At 40.1% G+C, this 23670-nt stretch carries 25 protein-coding genes and 1 tRNA gene; 25 read left to right on the top strand and 1 reads right to left on the bottom strand.

Annotated features, from left to right (window positions below; genetic code table 11):
- The first annotated feature begins 86 nt into the window (after positions 1-86).
- From L0U88_RS19630 to L0U88_RS19610, 5 genes are all read left to right on the top strand, one after another.
- Positions 87-866 (top strand): outer membrane beta-barrel protein, encoded by a 780-nt coding sequence (locus tag L0U88_RS19630; RefSeq protein ID WP_234868399.1) that lies wholly within the window; start codon positions 87-89, stop codon positions 864-866.
- 88 nt (positions 867-954) lie between these two features.
- Positions 955-2166: a GTPase HflX gene (hflX, locus tag L0U88_RS19625; RefSeq protein WP_234868397.1), complete on the top strand. Its 1212-nt coding sequence runs from the start codon at positions 955-957 to the stop codon at positions 2164-2166.
- An 8-nt stretch (positions 2167-2174) separates the two neighbouring features.
- A complete protein-coding gene (locus L0U88_RS19620) occupies positions 2175-2507 on the top strand; it encodes a Rieske (2Fe-2S) protein (RefSeq protein ID WP_234868395.1) in 333 nt (110 codons plus the stop codon).
- A gap of 147 nt (positions 2508-2654) precedes the next feature.
- Entirely contained in the window at positions 2655-3260 is a 606-nt protein-coding gene (locus L0U88_RS19615; RefSeq protein WP_234868393.1) for a phosphatase PAP2 family protein, read from the top strand.
- Between the two features lie 14 nt (positions 3261-3274).
- A complete protein-coding gene (locus tag L0U88_RS19610; RefSeq protein ID WP_234868391.1) occupies positions 3275-4954 on the top strand; it encodes an ArnT family glycosyltransferase in 1680 nt (559 codons plus the stop codon).
- A 62-nt stretch (positions 4955-5016) separates the two neighbouring features.
- Here L0U88_RS19610 and L0U88_RS19605 read toward each other — a convergent pair whose 3' ends face one another.
- Positions 5017-6066 carry a zinc-binding alcohol dehydrogenase family protein gene (locus L0U88_RS19605; RefSeq protein WP_234868390.1) on the bottom strand — a complete coding sequence of 350 codons (1050 nt, stop codon included), beginning with the start codon at positions 6064-6066 and terminating at the stop codon, positions 5017-5019.
- Between the two features lie 136 nt (positions 6067-6202).
- Here L0U88_RS19605 and L0U88_RS19600 point away from each other — a divergent pair.
- From L0U88_RS19600 to L0U88_RS19510, 20 genes are all read left to right on the top strand, one after another.
- A tRNA-Asn gene (locus L0U88_RS19600) sits at positions 6203-6276 on the top strand.
- Between the two features lie 587 nt (positions 6277-6863).
- The gene (locus L0U88_RS19595; protein ID WP_234868388.1) at positions 6864-8144 is read left to right on the top strand and encodes a tyrosine-type recombinase/integrase; all 1281 of its coding nucleotides are present in this window, start codon (positions 6864-6866) and stop codon (positions 8142-8144) included.
- A gap of 254 nt (positions 8145-8398) precedes the next feature.
- Positions 8399-8806 (top strand): hypothetical protein, encoded by a 408-nt coding sequence (locus tag L0U88_RS19590; protein ID WP_234868386.1) that lies wholly within the window; start codon positions 8399-8401, stop codon positions 8804-8806.
- A 265-nt stretch (positions 8807-9071) separates the two neighbouring features.
- Positions 9072-9605 (top strand): hypothetical protein, encoded by a 534-nt coding sequence (locus L0U88_RS19585; RefSeq protein ID WP_234868384.1) that lies wholly within the window; start codon positions 9072-9074, stop codon positions 9603-9605.
- A 148-nt stretch (positions 9606-9753) separates the two neighbouring features.
- The gene (locus tag L0U88_RS19580) at positions 9754-10416 is read left to right on the top strand and encodes a hypothetical protein (RefSeq protein WP_234868382.1); all 663 of its coding nucleotides are present in this window, start codon (positions 9754-9756) and stop codon (positions 10414-10416) included.
- A 1022-nt stretch (positions 10417-11438) separates the two neighbouring features.
- Positions 11439-11741 carry a nucleotidyltransferase family protein gene (locus L0U88_RS21170; RefSeq protein WP_353620681.1) on the top strand — a complete coding sequence of 101 codons (303 nt, stop codon included), beginning with the start codon at positions 11439-11441 and terminating at the stop codon, positions 11739-11741.
- Positions 11731-12069: a HepT-like ribonuclease domain-containing protein gene (locus L0U88_RS19575; protein ID WP_234868380.1), complete on the top strand. Its 339-nt coding sequence runs from the start codon at positions 11731-11733 to the stop codon at positions 12067-12069. The genes L0U88_RS21170 and L0U88_RS19575 overlap by 11 nt, the downstream gene beginning before the upstream one ends.
- A gap of 222 nt (positions 12070-12291) precedes the next feature.
- Positions 12292-12957, top strand: coding sequence for a hypothetical protein (locus L0U88_RS19570; protein WP_234868378.1), 666 nt, complete (start codon positions 12292-12294; stop codon positions 12955-12957).
- A gap of 286 nt (positions 12958-13243) precedes the next feature.
- Positions 13244-13867, top strand: coding sequence for a hypothetical protein (locus L0U88_RS19565; protein WP_234868376.1), 624 nt, complete (start codon positions 13244-13246; stop codon positions 13865-13867).
- A gap of 235 nt (positions 13868-14102) precedes the next feature.
- Positions 14103-14828 (top strand): hypothetical protein, encoded by a 726-nt coding sequence (locus L0U88_RS19560; RefSeq protein ID WP_234868374.1) that lies wholly within the window; start codon positions 14103-14105, stop codon positions 14826-14828.
- Between the two features lie 140 nt (positions 14829-14968).
- On the top strand, positions 14969-15994 hold the full coding sequence (locus tag L0U88_RS19555; RefSeq protein ID WP_234868372.1) for a hypothetical protein: 1026 nt from the start codon (positions 14969-14971) through the stop codon (positions 15992-15994).
- A gap of 213 nt (positions 15995-16207) precedes the next feature.
- Entirely contained in the window at positions 16208-17326 is a 1119-nt protein-coding gene (locus L0U88_RS19550) for a hypothetical protein (RefSeq protein ID WP_234868370.1), read from the top strand.
- A gap of 300 nt (positions 17327-17626) precedes the next feature.
- Positions 17627-18052, top strand: coding sequence for a hypothetical protein (locus tag L0U88_RS19545; RefSeq protein WP_234868368.1), 426 nt, complete (start codon positions 17627-17629; stop codon positions 18050-18052).
- Positions 18053-18297: 245 nt separating this feature from the next.
- Positions 18298-18705, top strand: coding sequence for a hypothetical protein (locus L0U88_RS19540; RefSeq protein WP_234868366.1), 408 nt, complete (start codon positions 18298-18300; stop codon positions 18703-18705).
- A 398-nt stretch (positions 18706-19103) separates the two neighbouring features.
- On the top strand, positions 19104-19652 hold the full coding sequence (locus L0U88_RS19535) for a hypothetical protein (RefSeq protein WP_234868364.1): 549 nt from the start codon (positions 19104-19106) through the stop codon (positions 19650-19652).
- A gap of 264 nt (positions 19653-19916) precedes the next feature.
- On the top strand, positions 19917-20222 hold the full coding sequence (locus L0U88_RS19530) for a hypothetical protein (protein ID WP_234868363.1): 306 nt from the start codon (positions 19917-19919) through the stop codon (positions 20220-20222).
- A 508-nt stretch (positions 20223-20730) separates the two neighbouring features.
- Positions 20731-21861: a hypothetical protein gene (locus L0U88_RS19525; protein WP_234868361.1), complete on the top strand. Its 1131-nt coding sequence runs from the start codon at positions 20731-20733 to the stop codon at positions 21859-21861.
- Positions 21862-22074: 213 nt separating this feature from the next.
- The gene (locus L0U88_RS19520) at positions 22075-22494 is read left to right on the top strand and encodes a hypothetical protein (protein ID WP_234868359.1); all 420 of its coding nucleotides are present in this window, start codon (positions 22075-22077) and stop codon (positions 22492-22494) included.
- A complete protein-coding gene (locus L0U88_RS19515) occupies positions 22491-22655 on the top strand; it encodes a hypothetical protein (protein WP_234868357.1) in 165 nt (54 codons plus the stop codon). The genes L0U88_RS19520 and L0U88_RS19515 overlap by 4 nt, the downstream gene beginning before the upstream one ends.
- Before the next feature lie 347 nt (positions 22656-23002).
- Positions 23003-23518: a tetratricopeptide repeat protein gene (locus tag L0U88_RS19510; RefSeq protein ID WP_234868356.1), complete on the top strand. Its 516-nt coding sequence runs from the start codon at positions 23003-23005 to the stop codon at positions 23516-23518.
- Positions 23519-23670: the final 152 nt, after the last annotated feature.

Below are 23670 nucleotides of genomic sequence, written 5' to 3'. Positions count from 1 at the left end.
TGCCGGCTGTGGTTTTTATAATTATTAACAACGTGAAGGAAGGACCCTGGCAGTCCATCCGATAGATTTGCGCTTTATCAACTAGTATGAGAAAAATTTCAGCCGTTTTGTCTGCCCTGCTTTTGACCATTGCCCTTCAGGCGCAGACGGATTCCACTGTAACCAATCCAGCTGTCCCCATACCTGCCATCAAGGAAAAAGTATCCAAACCCAAAAAAGACTGGAGCAAGGTAAAAATCAGCAACCGTGCGAATGACCATTTCATGTTCCAGTTTGGCTATGATACCTGGACCCAGGTGCCTGATTCCATCCGGCTCACGGGTATTGGCAGACACCTGAATATTTACCTGATGATGGATTTCCCCTTTAAAGTGGATCCCCGCTTCAGTGTAGGAATAGGTGTAGGAATAGGATCCAGCAATATCTTCTTCGACAAACACGATGTGCAGATTGCAGGTAACAGTCCGACATTGGCCTTCCGCAACCTGGCAGATACCAACCATTTTAAAAAGTACAAACTGGTAAATGTTTGGGCAGAAGTACCGGTAGAACTGCGTTTTGCAGCGAACCCGGAGAACACCAACAAGAGCTGGAAATTTGCAGTGGGAGCGAAAGTAGGAACTATGCTGAATGCCCATACCAAGGGTAAGAATTTCCAGACCAAATCAGGCAGTGCCATCAATAATTACACAGAGAAGATCAATTCCCGGCGTTATTTCAATGCGTTGCGGATAGCAGCCACGGCAAGGATCAGCTATGGACCATTCGGGATCTTTGGATCCTACCAGGTGAATACCCTGATCAAGGACAACCAGGGACCTCCGGTGCACCCGATGTCGGTCGGCTTAACGATCAGCGGACTCTGAGAAAAAAGTTTACTAATGAGGCGGGCCCCCTGGCCCGCTTTTTTTGTGCTAATTTTGCCGACCTGAGCAACATTTTAATAGAAGCGAATTGATAGAAAAAAAGCAGATAGCAGAAAATGAACGCACCGTATTGGTGGGTGTGATCCAGAAGGACCAGAATGAGCAGCAGGTGACGGAGTACCTGGATGAACTGGCTTTCCTGGCAGAAACAGCAGGTGCGGAAGCTGTGAAAAGATTTACCCAGAAGCTGGCGCATCCCGACAGCAAAACCTTTGTGGGTAAGGGAAAGCTGGAAGAGATCAAAGATTATATCACCGGAAGGGATATCAACCTGGTCATATTTGATGATGAGCTGACCGGCTCGCAGATCCTCAATATTGAGAAAGCATTAGGGGTGAAAACCATTGACCGGTCGGATCTGATCCTGGACATATTTGCCCGGAGGGCTAAAACCGCGCAGGCCAAAACCCAGGTGGAGCTGGCGCAGTACCAGTACCTGTTACCCCGACTCAAAGGGATGTGGAAACACCTGGAACGCCAGGGGGGTGGAATTGGAACCAGGGGTCCGGGTGAAACTGAAATTGAAACGGACCGCCGGATTGTAAAGGAGAAAATTGCCCTCTTACGGAGGCGGTTAAGCGAAATTGACAAACAGTCCTTTACCCAGCGCAAAGACCGCGGTGAGTTTATCCGGGTAGCCCTGGTAGGATATACCAACGTAGGGAAGAGCACGCTGATGAATATCCTCAGCAAAAGTGAAGTATTCGCAGAGAATAAATTATTTGCAACGTTGGATACCACCACGCGAAAAGTAGTATTTGACACCACTCCCTTTTTATTAAGCGATACCGTAGGATTTATCCGGAAGTTGCCCCACCACCTTGTAGAAAGCTTCAAAAGCACGCTGGATGAAGTGCGCGAGGCAGATATCTTATTGCATGTGGTAGACTTATCACACCCGCAATATGAGGATCAGTTCAATGTGGTGAATAAAACCCTGCAGGAACTGAAGGTAACTGAGAAGCCGATGATCACGATCTTCAACAAGCTGGATCAGTATGAGAAGAATGTGTTTGATGAATGGCTGGAGCCCGAGGTGAAGACCCAGATATTGGAAGAAGTGCGGGAGCGTTGGGAGAATATCACCTTGGGCAATTGTGTGTTTGTATCTGCGATCGAGCGCAGGAACCTGGAAGGGTTGAGAGCAACGATCCTCAATAAAGTGAGGCAGTTGTACCGGGAGCGCTATCCATACAAGACTGAGTTTTTCGGAACCTTTCAGACGAATGAAGGGGAATAATCAATTTCATGGAACTCAACCGCACGCAAAACTGGGTCAAGATAGCCGAATCAGTTGGTGAGCTGCAATTCAATAGCAACCAAATCGCGTTGGCAGAGCTGGAGGGAAGGCCTATCTGCATTGGGCGATACAAGGAGAAATTATTTGCATTTGCGCATAAATGTCCGCATGCCAGCGGCCTGTTTTCAGAAGGCTTTATAGATGCACTGGGCAATGTGGTGTGCCCCTTACACCGGTATCGGTTCAGCATGGCGAGTGGGAGAAATGTATCGGGTGAGGGCTATTACCTGAAACACTGGCCCGTGGAGGAAAGAGAGGATGGTGTGTATGTGTGGTGTTAGCTCACCCGACCGGTGCCACCCGACCGGTGGCACCGGTCGGGTGAAGGAAATTCTAATTGCATTCTAATCGATCTTTAAAACTTTGGTAACACACACATTGTAGTTTGTTCATATACGAAACACATTTTCGCTGAACAAACCACACACATGAGCTGGACCGAATCTCTGATCCAACTGGATTATACTATTTTCAAAATCATACAAAACACCGGTGTTTCCAATTTCATGGATCATTTCATGCTGGGCATGCGGGAAGCCAAACTCTGGGTTCCCTTTTACGCCTTCATGTTGTATTGGATCTGGAAAAATGCGCGGTCTAAAATGCTGGTCTTCATCCTGTTGACAGTAGCGAGTTTTGGCCTTGCCGATTTTAGCAGTGCTTCCCTCTTCAAACCCTTTTTCGCGCGTGAGCGTCCCTGTTATGAGGATGACCTGGAGGGGGTGGTGCGTTCCCTGGTAGGTTGCGGCGGCAAATATGGATTTCCATCTTCCCATGCCAGCAATCATTTTGCACTGGCAACTTTCTGGTATTGGGCCATTTATATGATCAAGGGGCAGCGCTGGTATTGGTTGTTCCTATGGGCCTTTCTGATCGGGTATGCACAGATTTACGTGGGCAAACACTACCCGATTGATATCCTGGGAGGAGGATTATTGGGTATCTTTATCGGAACCGCGATGGCCAAACTCTTTGAGTTTTGGGAAAACAGAAAGAAGCGGATGGCCAATCCGGATACTGTACCCCTACCCTGATTAATCTTTATTACATGACGGAATCATTGTCGCCGGTCCGCTGGCGGTCCTGGTATATTGCCCTGGTGGTAGCAGGTATCCTGGTAAACCTGTTGGGATTACACAGCAGCATCCTGGAGCCGGATGGCGCCTTGTATGCAAGTATTGCTAAGACGATGGTGTTGAAAGGGGATTGGGTGAATTTGTATGCCCATAACCGCGACTGGCTGGACAAGCCACATTTTCCATTCTGGATGACGGCGATCAGTTATTCGATCTTCGGGATCAATGAGATTGCGTATAAAATTCCAGCCCTGGTATTCTGGGCGCTGGGGGGATGGTATACCTTATTGATTGCGCGCCGCCTGTATTCTGAGCAGGTAGCGCAGGTGGCATTGTTGATCTACCTGACAGCGCTTCATTTGGTGATCTCCAACAACGATGTGCGGGCCGAGCCTTACCTGACGGGATTGCTGGCGGGATGTGTGTATTATTGGTTGCCAGGTTTTCGCCAGAGGCGGACTGGCCTGGTACTGGGGGCCTTGTTCCTGGCAGCGGCGATCATGACCAAGGGGATCTTTATCCTGATACCGGTGGTGGGTGCCTTTCTCTTGCACTGGGCATTGAATGGGCGGTTGAAAGCGGAACTGAGTAAGCCGAAATGGTGGCTCGCGCTGGGGCTGGTGGGGGTTTTCATCTTACCGGAATTGCTCACCTTGTATTGGCAGTTTGATCAACATCCGGAGAAAGTAGTATTTGGGAGGACGGGGGTATCGGGCTTGCGGTTTTTCTTCTGGGACAGCCAGTTTGGAAGGTTTATGAATACCGGGCCGATTAAAGGCAAGGGTGATCCCTTCTTTTTCCTGCATACGTTGTTATGGGCCTTTTTACCCTGGTCGATATTGTTGTATATCGCCATGTGGGAGAAAATAAAAGGACTGGTGAGAAGAGAAAAAGGAGAATGGGTATTGCCGGGGATCTCACTGATCTGTTTTTTATTGTTTTCTGCCTCTCGGTTTCAGTTGCCGCATTATATGAACATCGTGTTTCCCTTCTTTGCGATAGTAACGGTGGACTGGCTCCTGCGACAAGATGTGGAGAGTAAAAAGCTTCGGGTGTTGGGAGGCATACAGGTAGGGATTTCCATCCTGCTACTGGTAGGATGCATTGGACTCTGGGTCCTGATGTACGGGTTGAATTTCCGTCCACTGGTATATGTGTTATCCATGGCGATCATCTGGAACCTGTTAAGGAAAAAAACTGCCAGTTATGGCTTTGGCTTACCGTCGCGGATGATCTTAAGTACCAGCCTAGCGGCGATTACGCTCTATGGATTTTTGAACCTTTATTTTTATCCGGCCTTGTTGCAATATCAGTCGGGCGAGCAGGTAGCCAAACAGGTGAACCAGCAACAACCCGGCAAACGTATTTATCAAACCAATCCACTCTCCTATTCGCTGGATTTTTATTCGGATGGGCCTGTACGTTATACCGATCGCGCGGAGGTAATCAATGCAGCAAAAGACAGTGCGGTATTGTATTATAGTACAAGGGAGCAGCGCGATACACTGGTAACGATGGGCGTACCGGTGCAGGTGGTGGACAGCTTTCCGCATTATCATATCTCCAAACTGAAGATCGGGTTTTTAATGCCGGATAAAAGACCGAAGTATTTGCAGTATCGGTATTTGATGGAAGTAGGCCCGAAGCCTTAGGCTCTCTGGCACACTTCAATGCTTTCCTCTGCATCCTTCATGGGATGCGAGTTTCCGCAGTCCTAGGCCTCCATATCAACCATGGCTTTAATGACTCCATTTGAAGGATTGGAAAGTGATTTGAACAGCTCCGCCAGTTGGGAAAAGGCAATGCGGTGCGTGATATAATTAGCCGGTTGAATGAGATTCGACTGTAACGAGCTGATCACCCAGTTAAAATCTTCTCTTGTAGCATTTCGGCTACTCATCAACGTGGATTCGCGCTTGTGAAATTCGGGGTGTGAAAAAGAGAAGGATTGTTTTTGCAAACCAACCAGGACGAACCGTCCGCCGTGGGCGAGAAATTGCAGTCCGCCTTCAATAGCGTTAAGATTACCGGTAGCATCAAAAACCGCGGTAGCCATATCTCCCTTTGTGATGTTCTTAATTGCTTCCACAGCATCCTCTTCTTTAGGGTTGATGGTATGCTGAATACCGAGCTGTTGTTGACAGAATTCGAGTCGCGATGTGTTGACATCCATCGCGATCACAGCAGCGCCGGCAATTCTTGCCATTTCCATAAGTCCGAGGCCGATGGGTCCGGCACCAATAACCAGGATCGATTCGCCGGCCTGGAGGTTGGCTCTTCTGACAGCGTGGGCGCCGATGGCCAGGGGTTCAACAAGGGCGAGCTGGTCGGGGTTCAGTCCGGGGCCTTTGACCAGTGCGGAGAAAGGTACCTGGATGAATTGGCGGAGGCCGCCATCGATATGGACACCGAAGACCTGGATGGAGGAGCAGCAATTGGGTTTATGGGATCTGCAGGCGATGCAGGAGCCACAGCTGAAGTAAGGGATCAGCGTGACCAGGTCGCCGGCTTGGAATTTATCGGGATTGGGGGTAGTTGGGGGCAGCTCTACGATTTCGGCGCAGATTTCGTGGCCGAGGATACGGGGGTATTGAAAGAAAGGTTGGGTACCATCGAAGGCGTGCAGATCGGTACCACAGATACCGACCTGTTTCACCTTGAGCAGGGCGGTTGGGGTGTTGGCGGAAGGAGGGGTCAGCTCCAGTTGATCCTGCCGGTAGAGGAAGGATTCGGGTTGGTCGCAAATAAGGGAGGAGTAGATCATATACTATTGATATGCAAACTACTAAGAATATGGGGGCGGGGGGCAGAAAATTCCATTTAAAAATTTTGTTCCAATGCAAAAATCCCTATTTTTGCACTCCCCAAAAGGGAAACCGGCCTGGTTTAAAAGGGCAAATTCCTCCTTAGCTCAGTTGGTTAGAGCATCTGACTGTTAATCAGAGGGTCGCTGGTTCAAGTCCAGCAGGGGGAGCGAAAAAAGCAGCTACAAACAGGTAGTTGCTTTTTTATTTGATTACCATTCGGGTACTATTCTACGTCCATTCGGCAGAAGTTGATCGTTCCATCACTACTGTTTAATCGTTCCGGGAGCACTATTTGACCACTTCTGGAGCACTCTTCAACCACCAGTGAACCGCCAGTGAAGCACTCAGCAACCGTTCTGAGATAAATTGAAAATTTATAGCTGCGGCCTGTCAGATCCTACAATAATTAAAGAGTGTTGATTAATCCTACTGATATAGCTATACTAGGTGGAGGTTCGATACTTCTATAACTATACACCTGAATAATACAGCAGCCGGAGTTTGGGTTTTCAATCCTGGAAGACTTCTGTTTAACTAACAGGATGAATGCCAATGAAACAATTCATCCAGCTCAAACCGTTGGTGAAAAAATACTCTTTTCAATTTTTAAAAAACTATTGATAAAACGTCTTTTAACCCTTGCAAAGTTGCTGGGAATATTTTATGTTTAGGCACTTATCCTTTGATCCCTGTAATGGGACTCAGGTGGCGAAGCATTGGGGTAGTTTAAAGTGAGGTTGAAAAATGTGGGGATATGAAAAATGCAAGTGGGGTTGGCCATGAAGAGAAATGGGAGTTGGTGTGGGTTCGTCAAATTTTCCTGTCGGGTATGCATCACCGGGGGGCTGATCGGATCGCCCTTTATTTTCCGGATGATCGGGTTCTACTAACAATTTTACGTCCATTAGGAATTCAGTGGTCCAGAACCCATCGGTGTTGGTATGGTCCTATGAGTGCAGTGTGGTATCGTCGCCTGGAGGAGTTGGTAGGTGATAGGCTGGAGTTGGACCGTCAGGCACTTGATCTATTTCTGCAAAAAAAGGTTGTACCGGATGAGTTACAGGAAGCGATTCGTATGGCAAGCAATGAAAAACCGGAAGGAGTAGCAGAACCAATTACTGCAGTACAAGAAAAAAGATCGTACGTACCCAAAAGCCGGTTATCGCTGGAGAATCAGCAGGCATTGGAGGCAACGAAAAGAGAATTGATATTGAAGGCTTATAGTCCCAGTACCATTCGGACCTATTTAAATGAACTAGGTGTTTACTTCCACACATTAGGAAAGCATCGGGCGGATGAAATGACTGCCGACCGGATCAAGGATTACCTGGCTTATTGTTTTACGGAGTTGAAGTTAAGTGAGCATACGATCCATAGCCGGATCAATGCCCTGAAGTTTTACTATGAGCAGGTATTGAAGCGCGAGCGAATGTTTTTTGAGATTTCGCGGCCGAAAAAGCCATCGCAGTTACCCAAATTATTGAATGAGGAAGAATTAGCCCGCTTGTTTAATGCATTGGAGAACCGCAAGCACAAGGCGATGCTGTTTACGATCTACAGTGCGGGGTTGCGGGTAAGTGAATTGGTACGATTAAAGTTAGGAGATATAGATGCGAACCGGATGCAGTTATTTGTGGAGCGGGCGAAAGGCAAGAAAGATCGGTATGTGAATTTGAGTCCGGTTTTACTGGACATTCTGCGAAAGTATATTCAGATGCTGGGTAAGCGCCCGAAGGAGTATTTATTTGAATCGGAGCAGACAGGCACGGCCTATTCCACCCGGACTGTTCAGGACATTTTTCACCAGGCGAAGCAGCGTGCGGGCATCATGAAGGAGGTTGGGGTTCACAGTTTGCGGCACAGTTTTGCGACGCATTTATTGGATAAAGGCGTTGATATTCGCTATATCAAAGATTTGCTGGGGCATTTCAACATAAAAACGACGGAGCGGTATCTGCATGTAAGCAAGAAGCAGTTGGTGAATATTATCAGTCCGTTTGATGATTTAATCCGCCGTGGCGGCGTCGAATGGTAAAAGGGGAAAGGAAAATGGTGGAAAGGAAAATGGTGGAAGGAAAAAAGGAAACGAGAAACAGGAAACATGAAACAAGTAATCAGGCAAACAATCCATCTCAACGCACCTCCCACCCCCAAATTGGATTGGCGCAACCACAATCCACCTGAACGCAAAGATTATAATTGATAATGAGCAATTTATTTTTTAATGAACTTCGTCTAATTGCGTAAATAAACGCGTTGGGCGCTATTTTTATGAAACAACCTCTGAATTTGAGAAGCGATATAGTTAATATTCCTAACCCTAAACAAATAGATTTATTAGCAGCGCTTAACGACTTAAGAACTGGTGTATGTAAATATTTAATACTGGAGGCAGGGACTAATTCTTATCTGCAAAGCGCAGGTTCGGATAATAAGTTTATTGTGGAAATTAGGATTGGTACAGTTTCTTCATTTAAACATTATATAATTGGCAGAGGTGAGTACAAGAGTGCCTTAAAGACAGTTTGGACAATGTTAAATACTGGTTCTGGACCAATTAGAATTCATGATAGTGAAGTTTTGAATTTTAAAGAGACATTTAAGGTATTTAATTTTTACATGGACAATGCCGAAATTTCTCCAGAAATCAAAAAAAGGAACGTTACTAAGTATTTTCTGGATAAGCAGGACAAATAACGAAACATATGTTGACATATTATTCCATAATATTCCTGTTGGTAATACTCAAAGTAACAGCGCCCAACAAAGCAGTTTGGCGCTAGTGGGGCGGACGAGGCAACAATCGACGTTATAATATATCCAAGCATCCATTTGTAATGATGAATAAAATGGATCTTTGGTATTTAAATTTCAACTAAATATTATTAATTAGCGGTTGTAATGGGCAGACGGAATACCAATTCCCCACCATCGCCAAGCTGCCGCCGTTGGGCGCTATACCATGAAACTCCTGTGTTCAATCATTTTGATAATATTATTAACCTTTTGCGACGCAAATAATAAACTGACAATATCAAATGATGTACTTATAGTTTTATACCCAAAAGATTTTAATGGTACAAGTATTGACTTAAATAACGTAATCAAACCGGTTAAATTTTCAAAAGATTTTTGGGACTATTTTATTACATCACATCCAAGAATTGCAATGACAATATTTGAACATCACATGTATGCAGAGCATTACCCATATTTTATTATTACTGATACATTGTTTGAATATTTTCCAATAGACCCTAATTCAAAAGATTTAAGTAAACTAATATCAGACAGTCCTGGCGGGACAGAAAAGGAAGCTTCCAAATCAGAGACAATTTGGAAAAATGGACTAAGATATAAACCACAACCAAGGACAGTAGATGAAAACGTGAAACAAGAATTTGATAGTTTCAAAAAAATACTTTCGTATCGCGACGAACAGAATTATTACGTATTAATTTATAAAAAAAACATAGTTGAATCAATATTACATTGAAAGTATGTACAGCGCCCAACAGAGGGTTTGGCGTCAGTGGGGCGCGACAAACTAACAATCAGCTTTTTCAAAATTTCAACATTTGATCCAGCTGCTGTATCAAACTCAAAGTAAGAATAGTAATTCAACATTAATTAAATTATAGGCAATGGCCCAGGCGGGACATCAAATTTTCCCCACCGAACGCCAAGCCCTGAACGTTAGCGGCAATATGAAGCAGTCTTCAATTCTGATCATTCTGTCATTAACCACAATATCTCTATTTGGTCAAAATGATAGTGCTTATTGGGCTTTAATCTCAAAGAAAATTAGAGGTATGGAGCCTAACGGAATAATTTATTATTCGAATAGACTACCGAAGAATATTGTAAATAATTCCATAAATGAGTTACGGAAAAGTACATTTGAAGATGCTAAAGCCCTGACTGGTATTAAAGATTATAGTTTGACCAACTCTGAGGTCAGATATATCAGGCGAAGAATGAAAGAAGCTGTTTTTGAAATTCTTCCGAATTCTCTAATTCCAATGTCAATTGCAGTTGAATCTGATTCAATTGTAAATCAAATTAATTCATTAAATAGCATAATTAGAGATTCGGTTTTGGGACTTATACCAGGACAACGACCGAAGACCCCAGTTTTAAAGTGGGCGTATTATTTTTCTAACCCGGTATACTTGAGAAATAATTCGATGCTTTTTTACTTTTTTATGTATATCAGAAATTCGTCAGGTGGACATTCATTTGGGATAAGAAGACTTGTAAATGGACAGTGGGAGAATGAGTTGTATTTGCTAGGGGGGGATTGGTGATACTGCCGCTAACAAAAATATTGGCAAAAGCAGGGCGGGACGACGAAACTTCTACAGTAGATCAATGATGATCATTAGTCCAAGCTTGTCACGATTTCTATTGAGCTTTTGGTTATAAAAATGAGCTTTTGTAAATAATATATCAGTTGGCCGGGCGGGACGTTAGAAATGGCCCTGCCTTCGCCAATACTTGAACGTTGGGCGCTACTTATCTTCCTCCTATAGTGTAGCTACCCGGACAGAAATTCGAGAAGCAGAATATTCGGGAGGACTTAAATTCAACATTCTGAGGATTCAGGAATATCAGAATGCAAACGCGACAATTAATAGCCAGGTGGGGTACTTGAATTATAGAGGTCAATATTGTATGAAACATTTACTGGGGGCACGGTTTCCCCGAATGCAAACAGTAAAACAAATAGTAAGGTGGGCAACTTACGACGCAATAGCTTATCAAAGAGTGTAACACCACCTAACGCGACTGTTAAGTTCAGCTATCGGTGTAACAACGTATTCTAAAAATATAAAATGCTGACGACATGGTATATCGGGTGCAGGACAAATAGCAGCATTTAAATTAATACGAACACCGCACCCCGATATTTGAGAATCCTAATAATATGTAAAATGGGCTGCGTCACCAATAGTAGAAGTAAAGAAATAATAGCACCCGCGACGCGACAAATGGACAATTAAACGTACAAGGCCACAACACATTGGAAAAAAACAGTTAAGAAACAATTGCTTCGGGATTAGTACGCAGCGCCCAACAGGCGGTTTGGCAATATGGTGGGGCTAGGAATATTTAATCAACTTTTATTCCATATTCAACATTAAATCCAACTAAAGTATAAAGCTTAGCATTGGAATAAACAATGAACTTATAATTATAAATTTAGCGACGGCTCAGCCTGACGGTTTTCAAAAACCACCACATCGCCAAGCCGTAATCGTTGCGCGTTATACCCGGACCCTATATTCGGAAACTCCAACTAATAACAAAAATTGGTTAATTTAGCTATATGAAACTGCTGGACAATTATTCAAACTCTATTAAACGACTTTGCGCGACACACAAGGTGAAGGAGTTATATGCGTTTGGTTCGGTCCTAAGAGAAGATTTTAATGAATCTAGCGACATTGATTTTATTGTCCATTTCGACAATATGGACTTGGAAAATTATACGAATAACTATTTCAATTTTAAATTTTCGTTAGAGGACCTATTTAAAAGGCCAGTGGACTTAATTGAAGAGACCGCAGTAAAGAACCCTTATTTTAAGGAGTCAATTTCAAATTCCAGAAAACTTGTTTATGGAAATTGAAATTAAAACCTGGCTATATGACATTTTGAATGCAATAAATGAAATCGATGGCTTTTTTGAAGAGGTTCCAAAAGATTTCGAAGCATATAAAAATGACACCCGGACACGACGAGCAGTAGAAAGGAATTTAGAAATTATCGGAGAAGCTACAAATAGGATCCTTCACAAAACAGACACAATTCATTTGTCCTATGCCCGACAAATAGTATCTACACGTAATAGAATAATTCACGGCTACGATCATGTATCAGATGAAATAATCTGGGGCATAGTAATACAATATTTACCAGTTCTTCAATCGGAAATAATTGAATTGTTAAATGAGTAGGGTACAACGCGCAACACGCAGTTTTGCGCAATGCTGGCGGGACATCGGTTCAATGAACAGCAGTTCCTTTCTGTACAGCAGTTCAGGCTATGTACAGATTCATCAAAAGAACAGAGATTGAAACAGTAATCAATAAATGAACAGCGGATCCGGCAATAGTGCTTCATTACCAGCACTGCGCAAAGCTGCCGGCCGTTGTGTGCCATTATAACCAGACATTCCGTGGACAAAGAAAGATTTCTACAAACCTATATTGACATAGAAACTAAAACCTTTATCAAGGCAGACAAGAACAAAAAACTTGACAACCTTTTTAAAGACAAAGAAATCTATAAGATAAAATTGACTTCGACTGACATTTTAGAAATAATTGATTGTCTGACCATCAAAGACATCAGAATTCGACAACCTCTTTTTAAACACTTAATTTACCCAATACTTTCTGACCAAGTAGAACAAAACAATGTAAATGCAATCAAGGGACTTTTGAAACTTGACCAACATCTTGTAAGTTATCAAGGTTATACAAAAGACAATACATATTCAAGTTGGACACTTTTAGAAAAAGGATTGAGTATTTCACCAGACGACAGAGAACTACTTGAATTATCTGAAAAGGCAACAAGAGATTACTTGAATTACACACTTCACGAATTGCCAACAGGCGTTTTATATGGAGCAAATGGTGCAACATTTGAAGAATGCGAAGAGCTTATCCAAGAGGTTGAAAAATATGAAATACTCTGTGACAAATTGCAACGAAACGAAAGTGAACTAATTCAAGAATGCAAATTCTATTATCCAGCGTACAAAACGTATTTATCGGTTTACAAGAACTATAAAAACTTTGATGACTATTTGGACAAAGAATGTGACCGACCAAAATAACGGCACACAACATTGGTATTTGCAAAAGCTGGGCGGGCAGAAGCCGTATTTCAACTTGTTGCTTTTCAATTTTGCTTCATATCGGGCTGGACATTATTAATTTAGCTAAGTGCAAATCATCAACTTTTAATTATAAATTTAGCTTCAGGCAGCCGGGCGGACGGAAGTCTATTTCCCAGCCTTCGCAAATACCTGCCCGTTAGGCGCATCTTGATCAGACACTTAAATGCCGCAGTCATTACATTATATCTTTCTCCTTTTTTGCACTATTATATATAGCACATTAGTGCAAGGACAATACTGGAAAAAAATTATTCCAAACGCATTAAATTCAGACACAAGTGTTATTTATAATTGGGAGGAGCACAACTCTTATCATTCAGCCTATGGTAAACTAGTTTTTCTAAAATCCGGCAGGTTTATATTTAATTCACAAAGACCATTTGGTAGTCATGAATATTCTGAAGGAGACTATACAATAAAAAAAGACACCTTAATATTAAACACCGACTTTAGAGAAGGAAATCTTGAAATTAAAGTAGAGTACAGCGAAAATGAACTGAATGAAACTCCGCCTCGACGACTTTCATTTGCTCGTAACCTTAACGGTAAACTATTAAGGAAAGCAAGATACCTTATGAATTATGACACTGCTATTGATAAAAGTTATTATGCGGATTTTCCTATGAGTTTTTATGCCAATGATTTCCTATATAATATTACAGCGTTAAAACTAGAAGTTTATCCAGGTATAAGCTCCCAGTGGATTCCAATTCTTAAAAACCGTAATTATTTAATCGTTACAGTTTTATCACACATAGACTTCAACGAATTCAAACCTAGAATATTAACGAACTACAAATTATTGAAAAGTGAAGATACGTTAATAGACTTTGAAGGTGGCTTATAATGCGCCTAACACGTGTATTGGCAAAAGGCAGGGCGGGACATTAAAGGCCATCAACATTGGATCATTAATCGGCAACATATTAGGCTTGTAACATTTCCAATTTGGCTTTTGAAAAGAATATAAACAATTGAATTTAATTAATCATATTGGCCGGGCGGGACGTTAGAAAAGGCCCTGCCTTCGCCAATACTTGAACGTTGTACGCCGTAAAATCCGTACAATCTAAAATTCAAACATGGGACTATTTTCAACAGTTCTTCACATCTTTAAAAAGTCTCAGGATGAGACAGTTAAGGAACTTCAACATGAATTGGGTTCAAATCGAAACCTAAAGAATTTTTCCAAGCTCGACATTTCCAATTCAAATTACCAAGGGGTGCTTGACAATGAAGTTTATTCTAAACCTGGCATCTTTTACCTAATAACAGAGTCACATGGCAACTGGACAACTATCATAGAATTAAACGTAAACATTGAAAACACTTTCTACTTATATGACCTAACAAATGCGTTAAGCAAATTGCTTAACACCTACACTTTATCATTTCATTTTCATGACGACGACGTTCTATATTACAACCTTGACAATGGTGGAGAATCAATTGACGGTTATAACAGCAACTATCAATATTTCTTGACAGAGCCAGCCGACAAGGAAGAAGTATTGTCACAAAGGCATACACCAGAAAGCTTTTCAAACATTCTTCCGGTAGCCAAAAAGGTTGACGTACTAAATAATATTTTAAATGAAGGTTACTGGCATGCATACGACAACGGGGACTTAGATGAAGATGGGGTTCCATCAGACGACAAGTACTTTATTGACGAACAAGAAAGATTTGAACGAGTGGGCAAGTATTTAGAAATATTCTCAAAGGATGACTATCCATTCGCTGACTGGTATTCAAATCTGACAAAACTCAATCTTGACAATTGCTATTTGCTCAAGGCAGATAGATAACTTCACGGCGTACAACAGGCAGTTTTGCGTCAGCAGGGGGCGACGAATAAAATATCATCCTAGTGCTACTATCAGCTACATATCCGGCTGACCTAACACAGATGAACAACAGAATATGTTTTCAACTATCGTAAATTACATTGGCTGAAGTTCCGGGCTGGACGTTTTCCAAATACCCTGCCGAACGCAAAGCTGTGGTCGTTGGCAGAAATTTTATGACGACCATCCATTCACAATTTTACGTTAGAATTTCGGGACTTACCATCAAGGACAGTTATGTGGAAGATGAGATGAAATTCTATGCAAAGAAGCATAAGGCTGAAATCAAGAAACTTTCTGTACCGGACAAATTCAAACTAGAAGACGAGATAATCAAAAAACTTTTGGCAGACTACTCTTCAACAAGCTTTGACACATATAAACAGAGCGACTACTCTACCAAGTGCGAAATAGCTAAGAAAGCCATAGCTGAGAAGAATGACAAAATCGTAGAACAAGTTAAAAATCTTTTTGCCCCCGAAACAACCGAGTTCAGTAATGTTTTCTTAATTGAAATGAAATACTTTCAAGACTTCATTAAGCATTTTTCAGATACTCTTTCAATTGACTGGACACACATTTCAAAATGTCCGTATTACGACTGGAATGTTGACTGTTTGAGAAATGGCAATTATGTTCTTGACTGGTACGAGTTGATGAAAAACAAAACGACCTCAAAGTTTTTCAAAAATGCTGATTACTCACAAGAGTTGTCTTTAATTGCTAAAGACAACATCTATTATGAGAGAGGCACGACACCACCAGCAATACTTGAGGAAGACAACCTGACTAATGGGAAAAGCCTTTTTGTAATAATGCAGTATGGCGTACCAACAATGAGAGAATATTTTCTTTTTGAAGACGCTATAAAAAAGAACATCAAAAGCCAATGTCCTCTTATTACAAAAGTAAAATGGCTAAGCGAATATGTTCCCTATGACAAAATGAACAAAGAAAAATTAATGTTTGAGTTACTGGAATATGACTACATTCTTGCAGGCGGACTTGACATATACGGCAAACAAGGCGACATGTCATTTGAAGTCTATGATTATGCAGTTCAAAAAGGGCTTAACATTGTTGAAAGTATTCCAGAACTTGCAAAATTGTTTAGTGGGCACGACTAAAAACTTCTGCCAACAGGCGGTTTGGCAATATGGCGGGGCGACGAATATATTCTCAACTTTTTGTTCGCTATTGGGCTTCAGTCCGGGCTGGACTTTTACTATTGAGCTTTTGTACTTATCTTCATCATTAGTAATTCTATTCGGCTTCGGTTCCGGCGGACGATTTTCAAATGCCGCCACATCGCCAAGCCGTGACCGTTGTACGCAATTACTATGACTAACGAGACAATTTTTAAATCCCAAGACTTCGCAATACCAATCAAACGCAAGAATGAAGATTTCCTTCAACATCAAAAGGGAGTTTTTGACATATTTAATTCCAACTTGGATTCATTTAATGGCAGACTTCAAGAAAAAGTACAAGCTATACGACCAAAAATTGAAATTTTAGCTAACTCAATTCTAGACTCGATAGAATCCTTTCTAAATGGTGACACAATTGCTGCATATAAATTATTGGAAACTGGCGTTAATCAAATAAAAAAACATTTATTAATAAAAGAAGGAATAACAGATATTCCAAGTATTAATGAACCTGAACAGTTTTATAGAGCACGGTATGGTTCAGATATATTATTCACAAGAGAAGAAATGTTTCATATACCTTTTGAGAAGCGTTATTTAGTTAACTCACAACGGTATAGTTTACCTGGCATCCCTTGCCTTTATTTAGCAAACTCAACGTATCTGTGTTGGGAAGAGTTGGGTAAGCCCGATTTTGACAGGACTCAATTCTCACGTTTTGACCTTAAAGATAGTAAGTTAAAATTTTTGAATCTTAATCACACTAATCAAGCATTATCTTTTATCGGCTTTGACAAAGATGGTGATGTAGACGAAATGGCTGACTTTCTTATTGTGCAATTTTTAGCAACTTGGCCTTTACAAGCAGCAGTGTCTAATGTTGTACAACATAGAGACTTTCCGTTTAAGCCTGAATATATAATTCCGCAATTGTTGCTACAATGGATTGTAAATAACAAAGAGCTTGACGGAATCAGATTTTTTTCAACTAAGTACAACGGCAGTATTCCAGTATTACATTTTGGTAACTTTTCTAATTTAGTAATACCTATTAAGAAAAGTAAAGCATCAGGATATTGCGATGAACTTAAGCAAAAAGTCAAACTGACAACTCCCGTTTCGTATATGTTTGCTTCTTTAGTATTGCCACAAGTGACAAGCGAGAAATTATCACAAGAAGAAATGAAAATTACAATGAGACCGATAACAGTAGAGCTAAGTCAAGACTTAAAAGCTCCCTATGAGAATACTAAGTTTGGCCAAATTGAAAGAATACTACAACAAATTGAATCGAAACAAATCGAATAAACTGCGTACAACAAAAGTATTTGCAAAAGCAGGGCTGGACATTCTAACATCAGCTATATGCAAGCATCAGCAGCAGTTTGGGCTCGACGTTCAATGTTCAGCTTTTGTTCATAACTTCAACAACATATTTTCAAATGAGCATTTGTACCGGGCTGGACAATCAATGAATTTCCTGCCTTCGCAAATACTCGGCCGTTGCCTGCTATACGAATTGAAACCTCAGTCATTCTAAAAATTAGCAAACATAAACCTTAACTATCAAAAACTATTGGCGGATACAGAACCAACTTTTAGACAGAAATGAAAATTATAAACCGACTTATAATTCTGACTGTAGTTTTTAACTTTCTCATTCTTATTGGGGCAGGACACGGAATTGGATTTTTAGGATTAATTGAAATAATCGGCTTTAAAGAATTTTTTCAAGGTGACACAAAGTTTAGCTTAACAGATAATTATAACGACAGACTTTTTTTATCAGCAGCACTTGCCTTAGTCGGACAAATTATTTTGATTATTGCATATTTTCAGAAACAACAAATTCAAAAGTTCAGAGTAATTTATGCTGGACTTTTCATTCTGTTTTTTTCATTCATTATTTTGACAAAGAACATTTTAAACTCTAGTCTTGACAGTTTTTCATTTTGGAGCGGGACACCATTTTTACTATTGGCAATCTCACTTTTGGTTTGTACAAGAAAAAATCACAAATTGACACTTGAGTAAGACAAAGTACAGCAGGCAACATTGGGTTTTATGCAAGTTGGGTTCGACAAACAAACATCAGCTAATTGCAAATCCAAACTGTGGTTCAGGCTGGACAAACAACTTTCAACATTAGTTCTTAAATTCAAATTTATATTTTAGATCAGCAGCGGTTGTTGGCAGACGGAATACTAATTCCCAACCTGCATAAAGCCCTGATCGTTGCCTGCAAGCATATTACACACCCTACTAAATTGAAGTGACCAATGTTGACAGAAAAAGAAGTGAATAAAATATTTTCATGGCTTCCTTACAGAGACAGCTGGACTGTTGACAGAAATCAAATTGACGACAACATAAAAGGCTACTATGGCGACCTTATTTCAAAGCTGACACAGAATTTACTTTTTGACACATATTATTCAGAAGACGGAGGTTTAGGTAACTACCTTGAGTTTATGTGTTATCCAAAAGGACGTGACACTTATCAAGGTAATGCAATAATTGTTTGTATAAGCTTATGTGCTCCTGTTGCTGCTTATGGACAAACTACTTTCAGTAAGACACTTAACACAGTTGTTTGGGGCGGACTATTTATTGCTGACAAAATTGGAGACATTACGGACACTTCCTTGAAAATTATCGAAAAAGAAATCAACTCTCTATTACTTTAACATAATATTTCATTGCTTGACAAAGAATTTGCAAGTAAGAAATTACCAGACGAAGTAATTGAAGTTTTGAAAGGTGAAAATCACAACGATGGAATTCAATATTTACATGGGATATTTCAAAAGACCGACTAAAATGCCAGCAGGCAACAGGCGGTTTGGCAATATGGCGGGGCGACGAATATATTCTCAACTTTTTGTTCGCTATTCGGCATCAGTTCCAGCCGGCGAATAACGCCGAGCAACAGAATAAACAATGAACTTTTAGTTATAAATTTAGCAGCGGTTACGGGCTGACGATTTTCAAATACCGCCACATCGCCAAGCCGTAAACGTTGTAAGCAAGCTTGGGCGACAGCGTTACAGTGCAAGAGGTAGGATGACACATCAAAATAAACTTAATGAAAACAACCACTAAAATACAAGCTGCAAGACTGCATCTTATAATTTTCGGAATCTTTACATTGATTAGTTTGACAGTTAATGCCGATGACAGTCTAAACAACATCAGACCGAAAATTCAAGCTATAGCCGACAAACTTCAAAAGGACAACATGGTTCACTTTGGCTATGCTGTGGGATATGCTGCAAAACCAGAGACAAACAACAAATATTTCAAATTATACAAGCGGCTTAAATCAAAAGCGACAAATCAGGAGTTGGTACGGTTAACAAACAGCAAATCAGAAGTTCTTGTAGTTTATTCTTTCAATATTCTTCACTCACGCAACTACGAAGGACTCAAACAAATTTTTCTTAACCACATTAGTGACACGTCATGGTTTTGGACGGCTGGCGGTTGTACGGGCTTTGTTGACAGGATAAATTGGTTTATGCTTCGACGATTAAAACCGACAGATGATACTGAAATAAATCTATTGACAAAAAATGAATACGACCTTTATTGTGACAGATTTAAACAAGAAGACAAAGTATTTACGTGCGACTGAAAGCCTGCTTACAACAATCGGTTTGCTGCTATGCTGGCGACAGTACGCAATCTCAACTTTTGTTTAGCATATCAGCAGTAGTTCCATCCGACATTACCCTATTGAGCAATAGTAAATATTTTGTACTTTGGTTCATCAATCGGCTTCAGTTTCCAGGCTGACAGTTATAAATTTCCAGCACAGCAGCAAGCCGTCTACGTTGGCTGCAACCCTATAAGGACCCTGTCTGCGTGTCAAGGATGGAACTTTTATAAAACATTGAATATGCTTTTATTAATTCTTACAATTGTTTTTATTCTTATAGCCTTAGGTGCATGCACTATAACCGGACTTATTAAAATAATACTTTTTAGAAATCAAAAAGACACTTACCGACACATTCTTAAATTTGGATTACTTGGAGAGCTTATGGGAATAATTATTGCAATGGGATATTTATTTAAACCAGAGAATGACAAGTCGGATGTGCCAGTAGCATTAATTACAGTCCCTGGATACTTAATGTTAGTAGGACTTTTAATAGGCAGTATTTTATCGTATTTAAAAGGCCGAAAATCAATAATTACCTAAAACTAATGCCACTTTTACAAGCGGCATTAGCAGGTGGATATATCTTAATGATATTTTATGTTCCATACTTAATCATTGGGACAATGATTTTGAGTAGCTTTTTTATGAAAACCTATTGGAAATTTATTAATAAAAGACATTATATAATTGACGGTAAACCATATTATAAAGATCCATTTGCATATATTACAAGCGTTATAGCTTCTATTTTCATTCTGAGTCTAATTTTCTATTATACACTTAGTTTCTTAGGCAAAACATTTAATATTTTTCTATTTGGGTAAGATTGAGAAAAAGGGTGTGCAGCCAACATGAGTATTAGCAAAAGCAGGGCGGGACGTTGGAACTTCAACAGAATATCATAGATGAACGTAAGTCCAAGCTTTTTAAGGTTACAATGTAGCTTTAGGTTATAAATATGATCTTTTGTAAATAATATATCGATAGACCGGGCGGGACATTAATAATGGCCCTGCCTTCGCCAATACTTGAACGTTAGCAGCAATTTATGCAAGCATCAAAATCTTTAAGACGACCAACTAATTGGCAAGACTTTGAAACCCTATGCAAAAAACTTTGGGGAGAGATTTGGAATTGCGCTGAAATAAAAAAAAATGGACGTCCTGGGCAACTACAGCATGGAGTAGATATCTATGGCATACCCAAAGGCGAAATAGATTATTTTGGCATTCAGTGCAAGGGCAAAGACGAGTATACGGACAAACAATTCTCAGAAGAAGAAATTGACAAAGAAATTGAAAATGCGAGGCATTTTAAACCGGCTTTAAAGAAGCTTTATTTTGCTACTACTGCTGTAAAAGACGCTAAGATTGAGGCATATGTGCGACAAAAGAATGTTGAGCATTTAACCAACCAACTTTTTGAAGTACACTTATTTTCATGGGAAGACATTGTCGATCTAATTGATGAAAACAAAGAGACTCATGACTGGTATATCAAAAGCCAAAATTTTAAATCTAGAAAAGAAATAAAAATAACCTTCGAGGATGATGCATTACAGTTGAACTCTTCAGTAGTATTTGTGAAGACAATTACTGATAAGCGACAAAATATTGTACCAGCTAGTGGTTCGTTTGACAGTTTCTTTACGGGCTTGGGAAGGCAATCTTCAATAAATAATTTTTCTGTAGTTGGTCTTCCTGATTTTCAGACAAATATCAATTTAAGTTTCTTTGGCTTTAGGATAAAAATTCTGAATTCAGGAAGTGAGCCCATTGAAGATTATGTCGTGACTTTAGATATAATCGGCGACATCCAAGATTTATCCGAAACCAATGAAAGCGGAGGAATGCCATTCATAAATACTATCCACACGAATATCAATCTGGAACCGTCAAATAACAGAATAAAAATAAATCCTAAGAAACCAATTCTTGTGGGCGACGACATCTTACTATCTGATACGATATTTATTAAGCCTAAACATGATAAACAAGTAATAACATTAAAATGGAAATTGCTTTCTAAGGACTTCAAGGATACTGGTCAGTTATTCATTAATGTTGACACACACATTGAAGTAATAAACAGAACCGAATTAGTTGAAGATCCATTCGAAGTAGGTATCGTTGAGGGTGCAATTGAGGATTGCGTTTTGCCAAAAGAAGAACCAGAGTAGAAAGCTGCTGCTAACATTGCATTGGAAATATGGCGGGGCGACAATTATATTCTCAACTTTTTGTTTGCAATTCTGCTTCGGTTTCTGCAGACGAATGACGCCGAGCAGAGGAGTAAACAATGAACTTTAGTATCTTTAATCAGCGGCAGAACTAGGCAGACGGAACACGGAATACCGCCACATCGCCAATGCTTTAACGTTAGCTGTGATTTTATGACCAACACTCTACTGACAACAGACTGGAATGCCGACCCCAATGCCCCAGAAGTAGAACTTACGGTGGAAGGAAGTTCTGTGACACTCAACTTTTTTGTGAACTGTTTCATTTATGAAAAATTCAAAGAAGGTGACAAAGCAAAATTAACTTTCCTTAATTGTCTTAAATATTCATTCAATTCTATGAATGACGAAGGTTATTACATGGGACAATACCGGTATAAATACACTGACATACCGTGGGGTGAGTTTTATAGATTAGACACCAATTGGGAAACAGATTTTCCGGCAAGACACACCACTCTTACTGACATGACAGACAAAAGAAATCTGAACCATTACATTTTTTTCTTTAAAGACAATACGTTTGAATGCATTGCTGAAAATTACCACTTAGAATTTTATAGAGACTCATGACAAAAGATTTAGTTGACATCTTATATATTGTAAAAGCGAAATTCACCGACAATTCTGATATGCTTTGGACAAGCTATGAAACAGCAAAAGAAGTGAGAGATGAATTGACCGGTTACATCAACCAAATAAACAAAGGTGACAAAAGCTGTTTGAAAATTTAAATATTCACCTTTTGCCGACATCAACCTTTCAAGAATATTCTTTACAAAACGACTGGAAAGAAGAATACATGAAACTATCGGAGAAATTTGACAATATTTATTCAAGGACTAAAAACCACAGCTAACATTGGGTTTTATGCAAGTTGGGCATGACATGGTAACATCAGCTAATTGCAAATCTCAGCTTCAGTTCGGTCTGGACGAATAAATCTCAAAATTAGTTTCTTATATTCAACATTATATTTTCAATCAGCAGCGGTTATCAGCGGACGGAATACTAATTCCCAACCTGCATAAAGCCCTGCTCGTTAGCTGCCATCAAAATGCGACAATTCCTAATTACAATAGTGACACTTTTATTTCTTTCATGTAATTCGAAATTTGAAGTAGACAAAAATCTTTCTAAAGACAGCCTTTTTACCTTGGCTGCAATTGCTGACTCAACCAAAGAACTTGACCGATCAATTGCTTACTACTCTCGAATCTTGGAAATAGACTCTACTGACCTTACTGCACTGGTAAATAGAGGACGAGCATTGCTTACTAAAAAGAAGACATCTCTGGGATTAGCAGATTATGACAAAGCTCTAAAACTCTATCCTGACGCAGAAGTTTATGCCACAAAAGGAATGGCACTATTGACAATTAATGATACAAAGAATGCATTTGCAAATTTTTCTATTGCAGCAATGCTTGATTCAAACTGCAGTAATGCATACTATGGATACAGTTTAGTCAAGTTAAGTCATAAGCAATATAAGTATGCACTAAGTTGGTGTAATAAAGCCGACTCGATCAGGTATGACAGTGGATTATCATCATTAATTCACGCCAAATTGAAAGAAGAAGGGTATATTAAATAGCAAGAGACGGCAGCTAACAAGCAGTTCCTATGTAAAGCGTTTGCCCAGGGATTGATATGGTTAAAGTTACTACATAATAATATTTTACAGGCTGTCATTTATTGATTTTCTGATGCAGCTTGACATTTAACGGAAGTTGCAAAATCAATAAA

The sequence above is a fragment of the Flavihumibacter fluminis genome, assembly GCF_021491375.1.
In the GTDB taxonomy this organism is placed as follows: domain Bacteria; phylum Bacteroidota; class Bacteroidia; order Chitinophagales; family Chitinophagaceae; genus Flavihumibacter; species Flavihumibacter fluminis.
This window is presented reverse-complemented; position numbering and strand designations above follow the sequence as displayed.

Excerpts from the sequence above, each read along its gene's own strand:
- L0U88_RS19585 (WP_234868384.1), top strand. The coding sequence starts at position 9,072 with ATGAAACTCCTGTGTTCAATCATTTTGATAATATTATTAACCTTTTGC.
- L0U88_RS19560 (WP_234868374.1), top strand. The coding sequence starts at position 14,103 with ATGGGACTATTTTCAACAGTTCTTCACATCTTTAAAAAGTCTCAGGAT.
- L0U88_RS19530 (WP_234868363.1), top strand. The coding sequence starts at position 19,917 with ATGCTTTTATTAATTCTTACAATTGTTTTTATTCTTATAGCCTTAGGT.
- L0U88_RS19615 (WP_234868393.1), top strand. The coding sequence starts at position 2,655 with ATGAGCTGGACCGAATCTCTGATCCAACTGGATTATACTATTTTCAAA.
- L0U88_RS19525 (WP_234868361.1), top strand. The coding sequence starts at position 20,731 with ATGCAAGCATCAAAATCTTTAAGACGACCAACTAATTGGCAAGACTTT.
- L0U88_RS19605 (WP_234868390.1), bottom strand. The coding sequence starts at position 6,066 with ATGATCTACTCCTCCCTTATTTGCGACCAACCCGAATCCTTCCTCTAC.
- L0U88_RS19550 (WP_234868370.1), top strand. The coding sequence starts at position 16,208 with ATGACTAACGAGACAATTTTTAAATCCCAAGACTTCGCAATACCAATC.
- L0U88_RS19515 (WP_234868357.1), top strand. The coding sequence starts at position 22,491 with ATGACAAAAGATTTAGTTGACATCTTATATATTGTAAAAGCGAAATTC.
- L0U88_RS21170 (WP_353620681.1), top strand. The coding sequence starts at position 11,439 with ATGAAACTGCTGGACAATTATTCAAACTCTATTAAACGACTTTGCGCG.
- L0U88_RS19520 (WP_234868359.1), top strand. The coding sequence starts at position 22,075 with ATGACCAACACTCTACTGACAACAGACTGGAATGCCGACCCCAATGCC.
- L0U88_RS19545 (WP_234868368.1), top strand. The coding sequence starts at position 17,627 with ATGAAAATTATAAACCGACTTATAATTCTGACTGTAGTTTTTAACTTT.
- L0U88_RS19620 (WP_234868395.1), top strand. The coding sequence starts at position 2,175 with ATGGAACTCAACCGCACGCAAAACTGGGTCAAGATAGCCGAATCAGTT.
- L0U88_RS19610 (WP_234868391.1), top strand. The coding sequence starts at position 3,275 with ATGACGGAATCATTGTCGCCGGTCCGCTGGCGGTCCTGGTATATTGCC.
- L0U88_RS19540 (WP_234868366.1), top strand. The coding sequence starts at position 18,298 with ATGTTGACAGAAAAAGAAGTGAATAAAATATTTTCATGGCTTCCTTAC.
- L0U88_RS19575 (WP_234868380.1), top strand. The coding sequence starts at position 11,731 with ATGGAAATTGAAATTAAAACCTGGCTATATGACATTTTGAATGCAATA.
- L0U88_RS19630 (WP_234868399.1), top strand. The coding sequence starts at position 87 with ATGAGAAAAATTTCAGCCGTTTTGTCTGCCCTGCTTTTGACCATTGCC.
- L0U88_RS19535 (WP_234868364.1), top strand. The coding sequence starts at position 19,104 with ATGAAAACAACCACTAAAATACAAGCTGCAAGACTGCATCTTATAATT.
- L0U88_RS19580 (WP_234868382.1), top strand. The coding sequence starts at position 9,754 with ATGGCCCAGGCGGGACATCAAATTTTCCCCACCGAACGCCAAGCCCTG.
- L0U88_RS19595 (WP_234868388.1), top strand. The coding sequence starts at position 6,864 with ATGAAAAATGCAAGTGGGGTTGGCCATGAAGAGAAATGGGAGTTGGTG.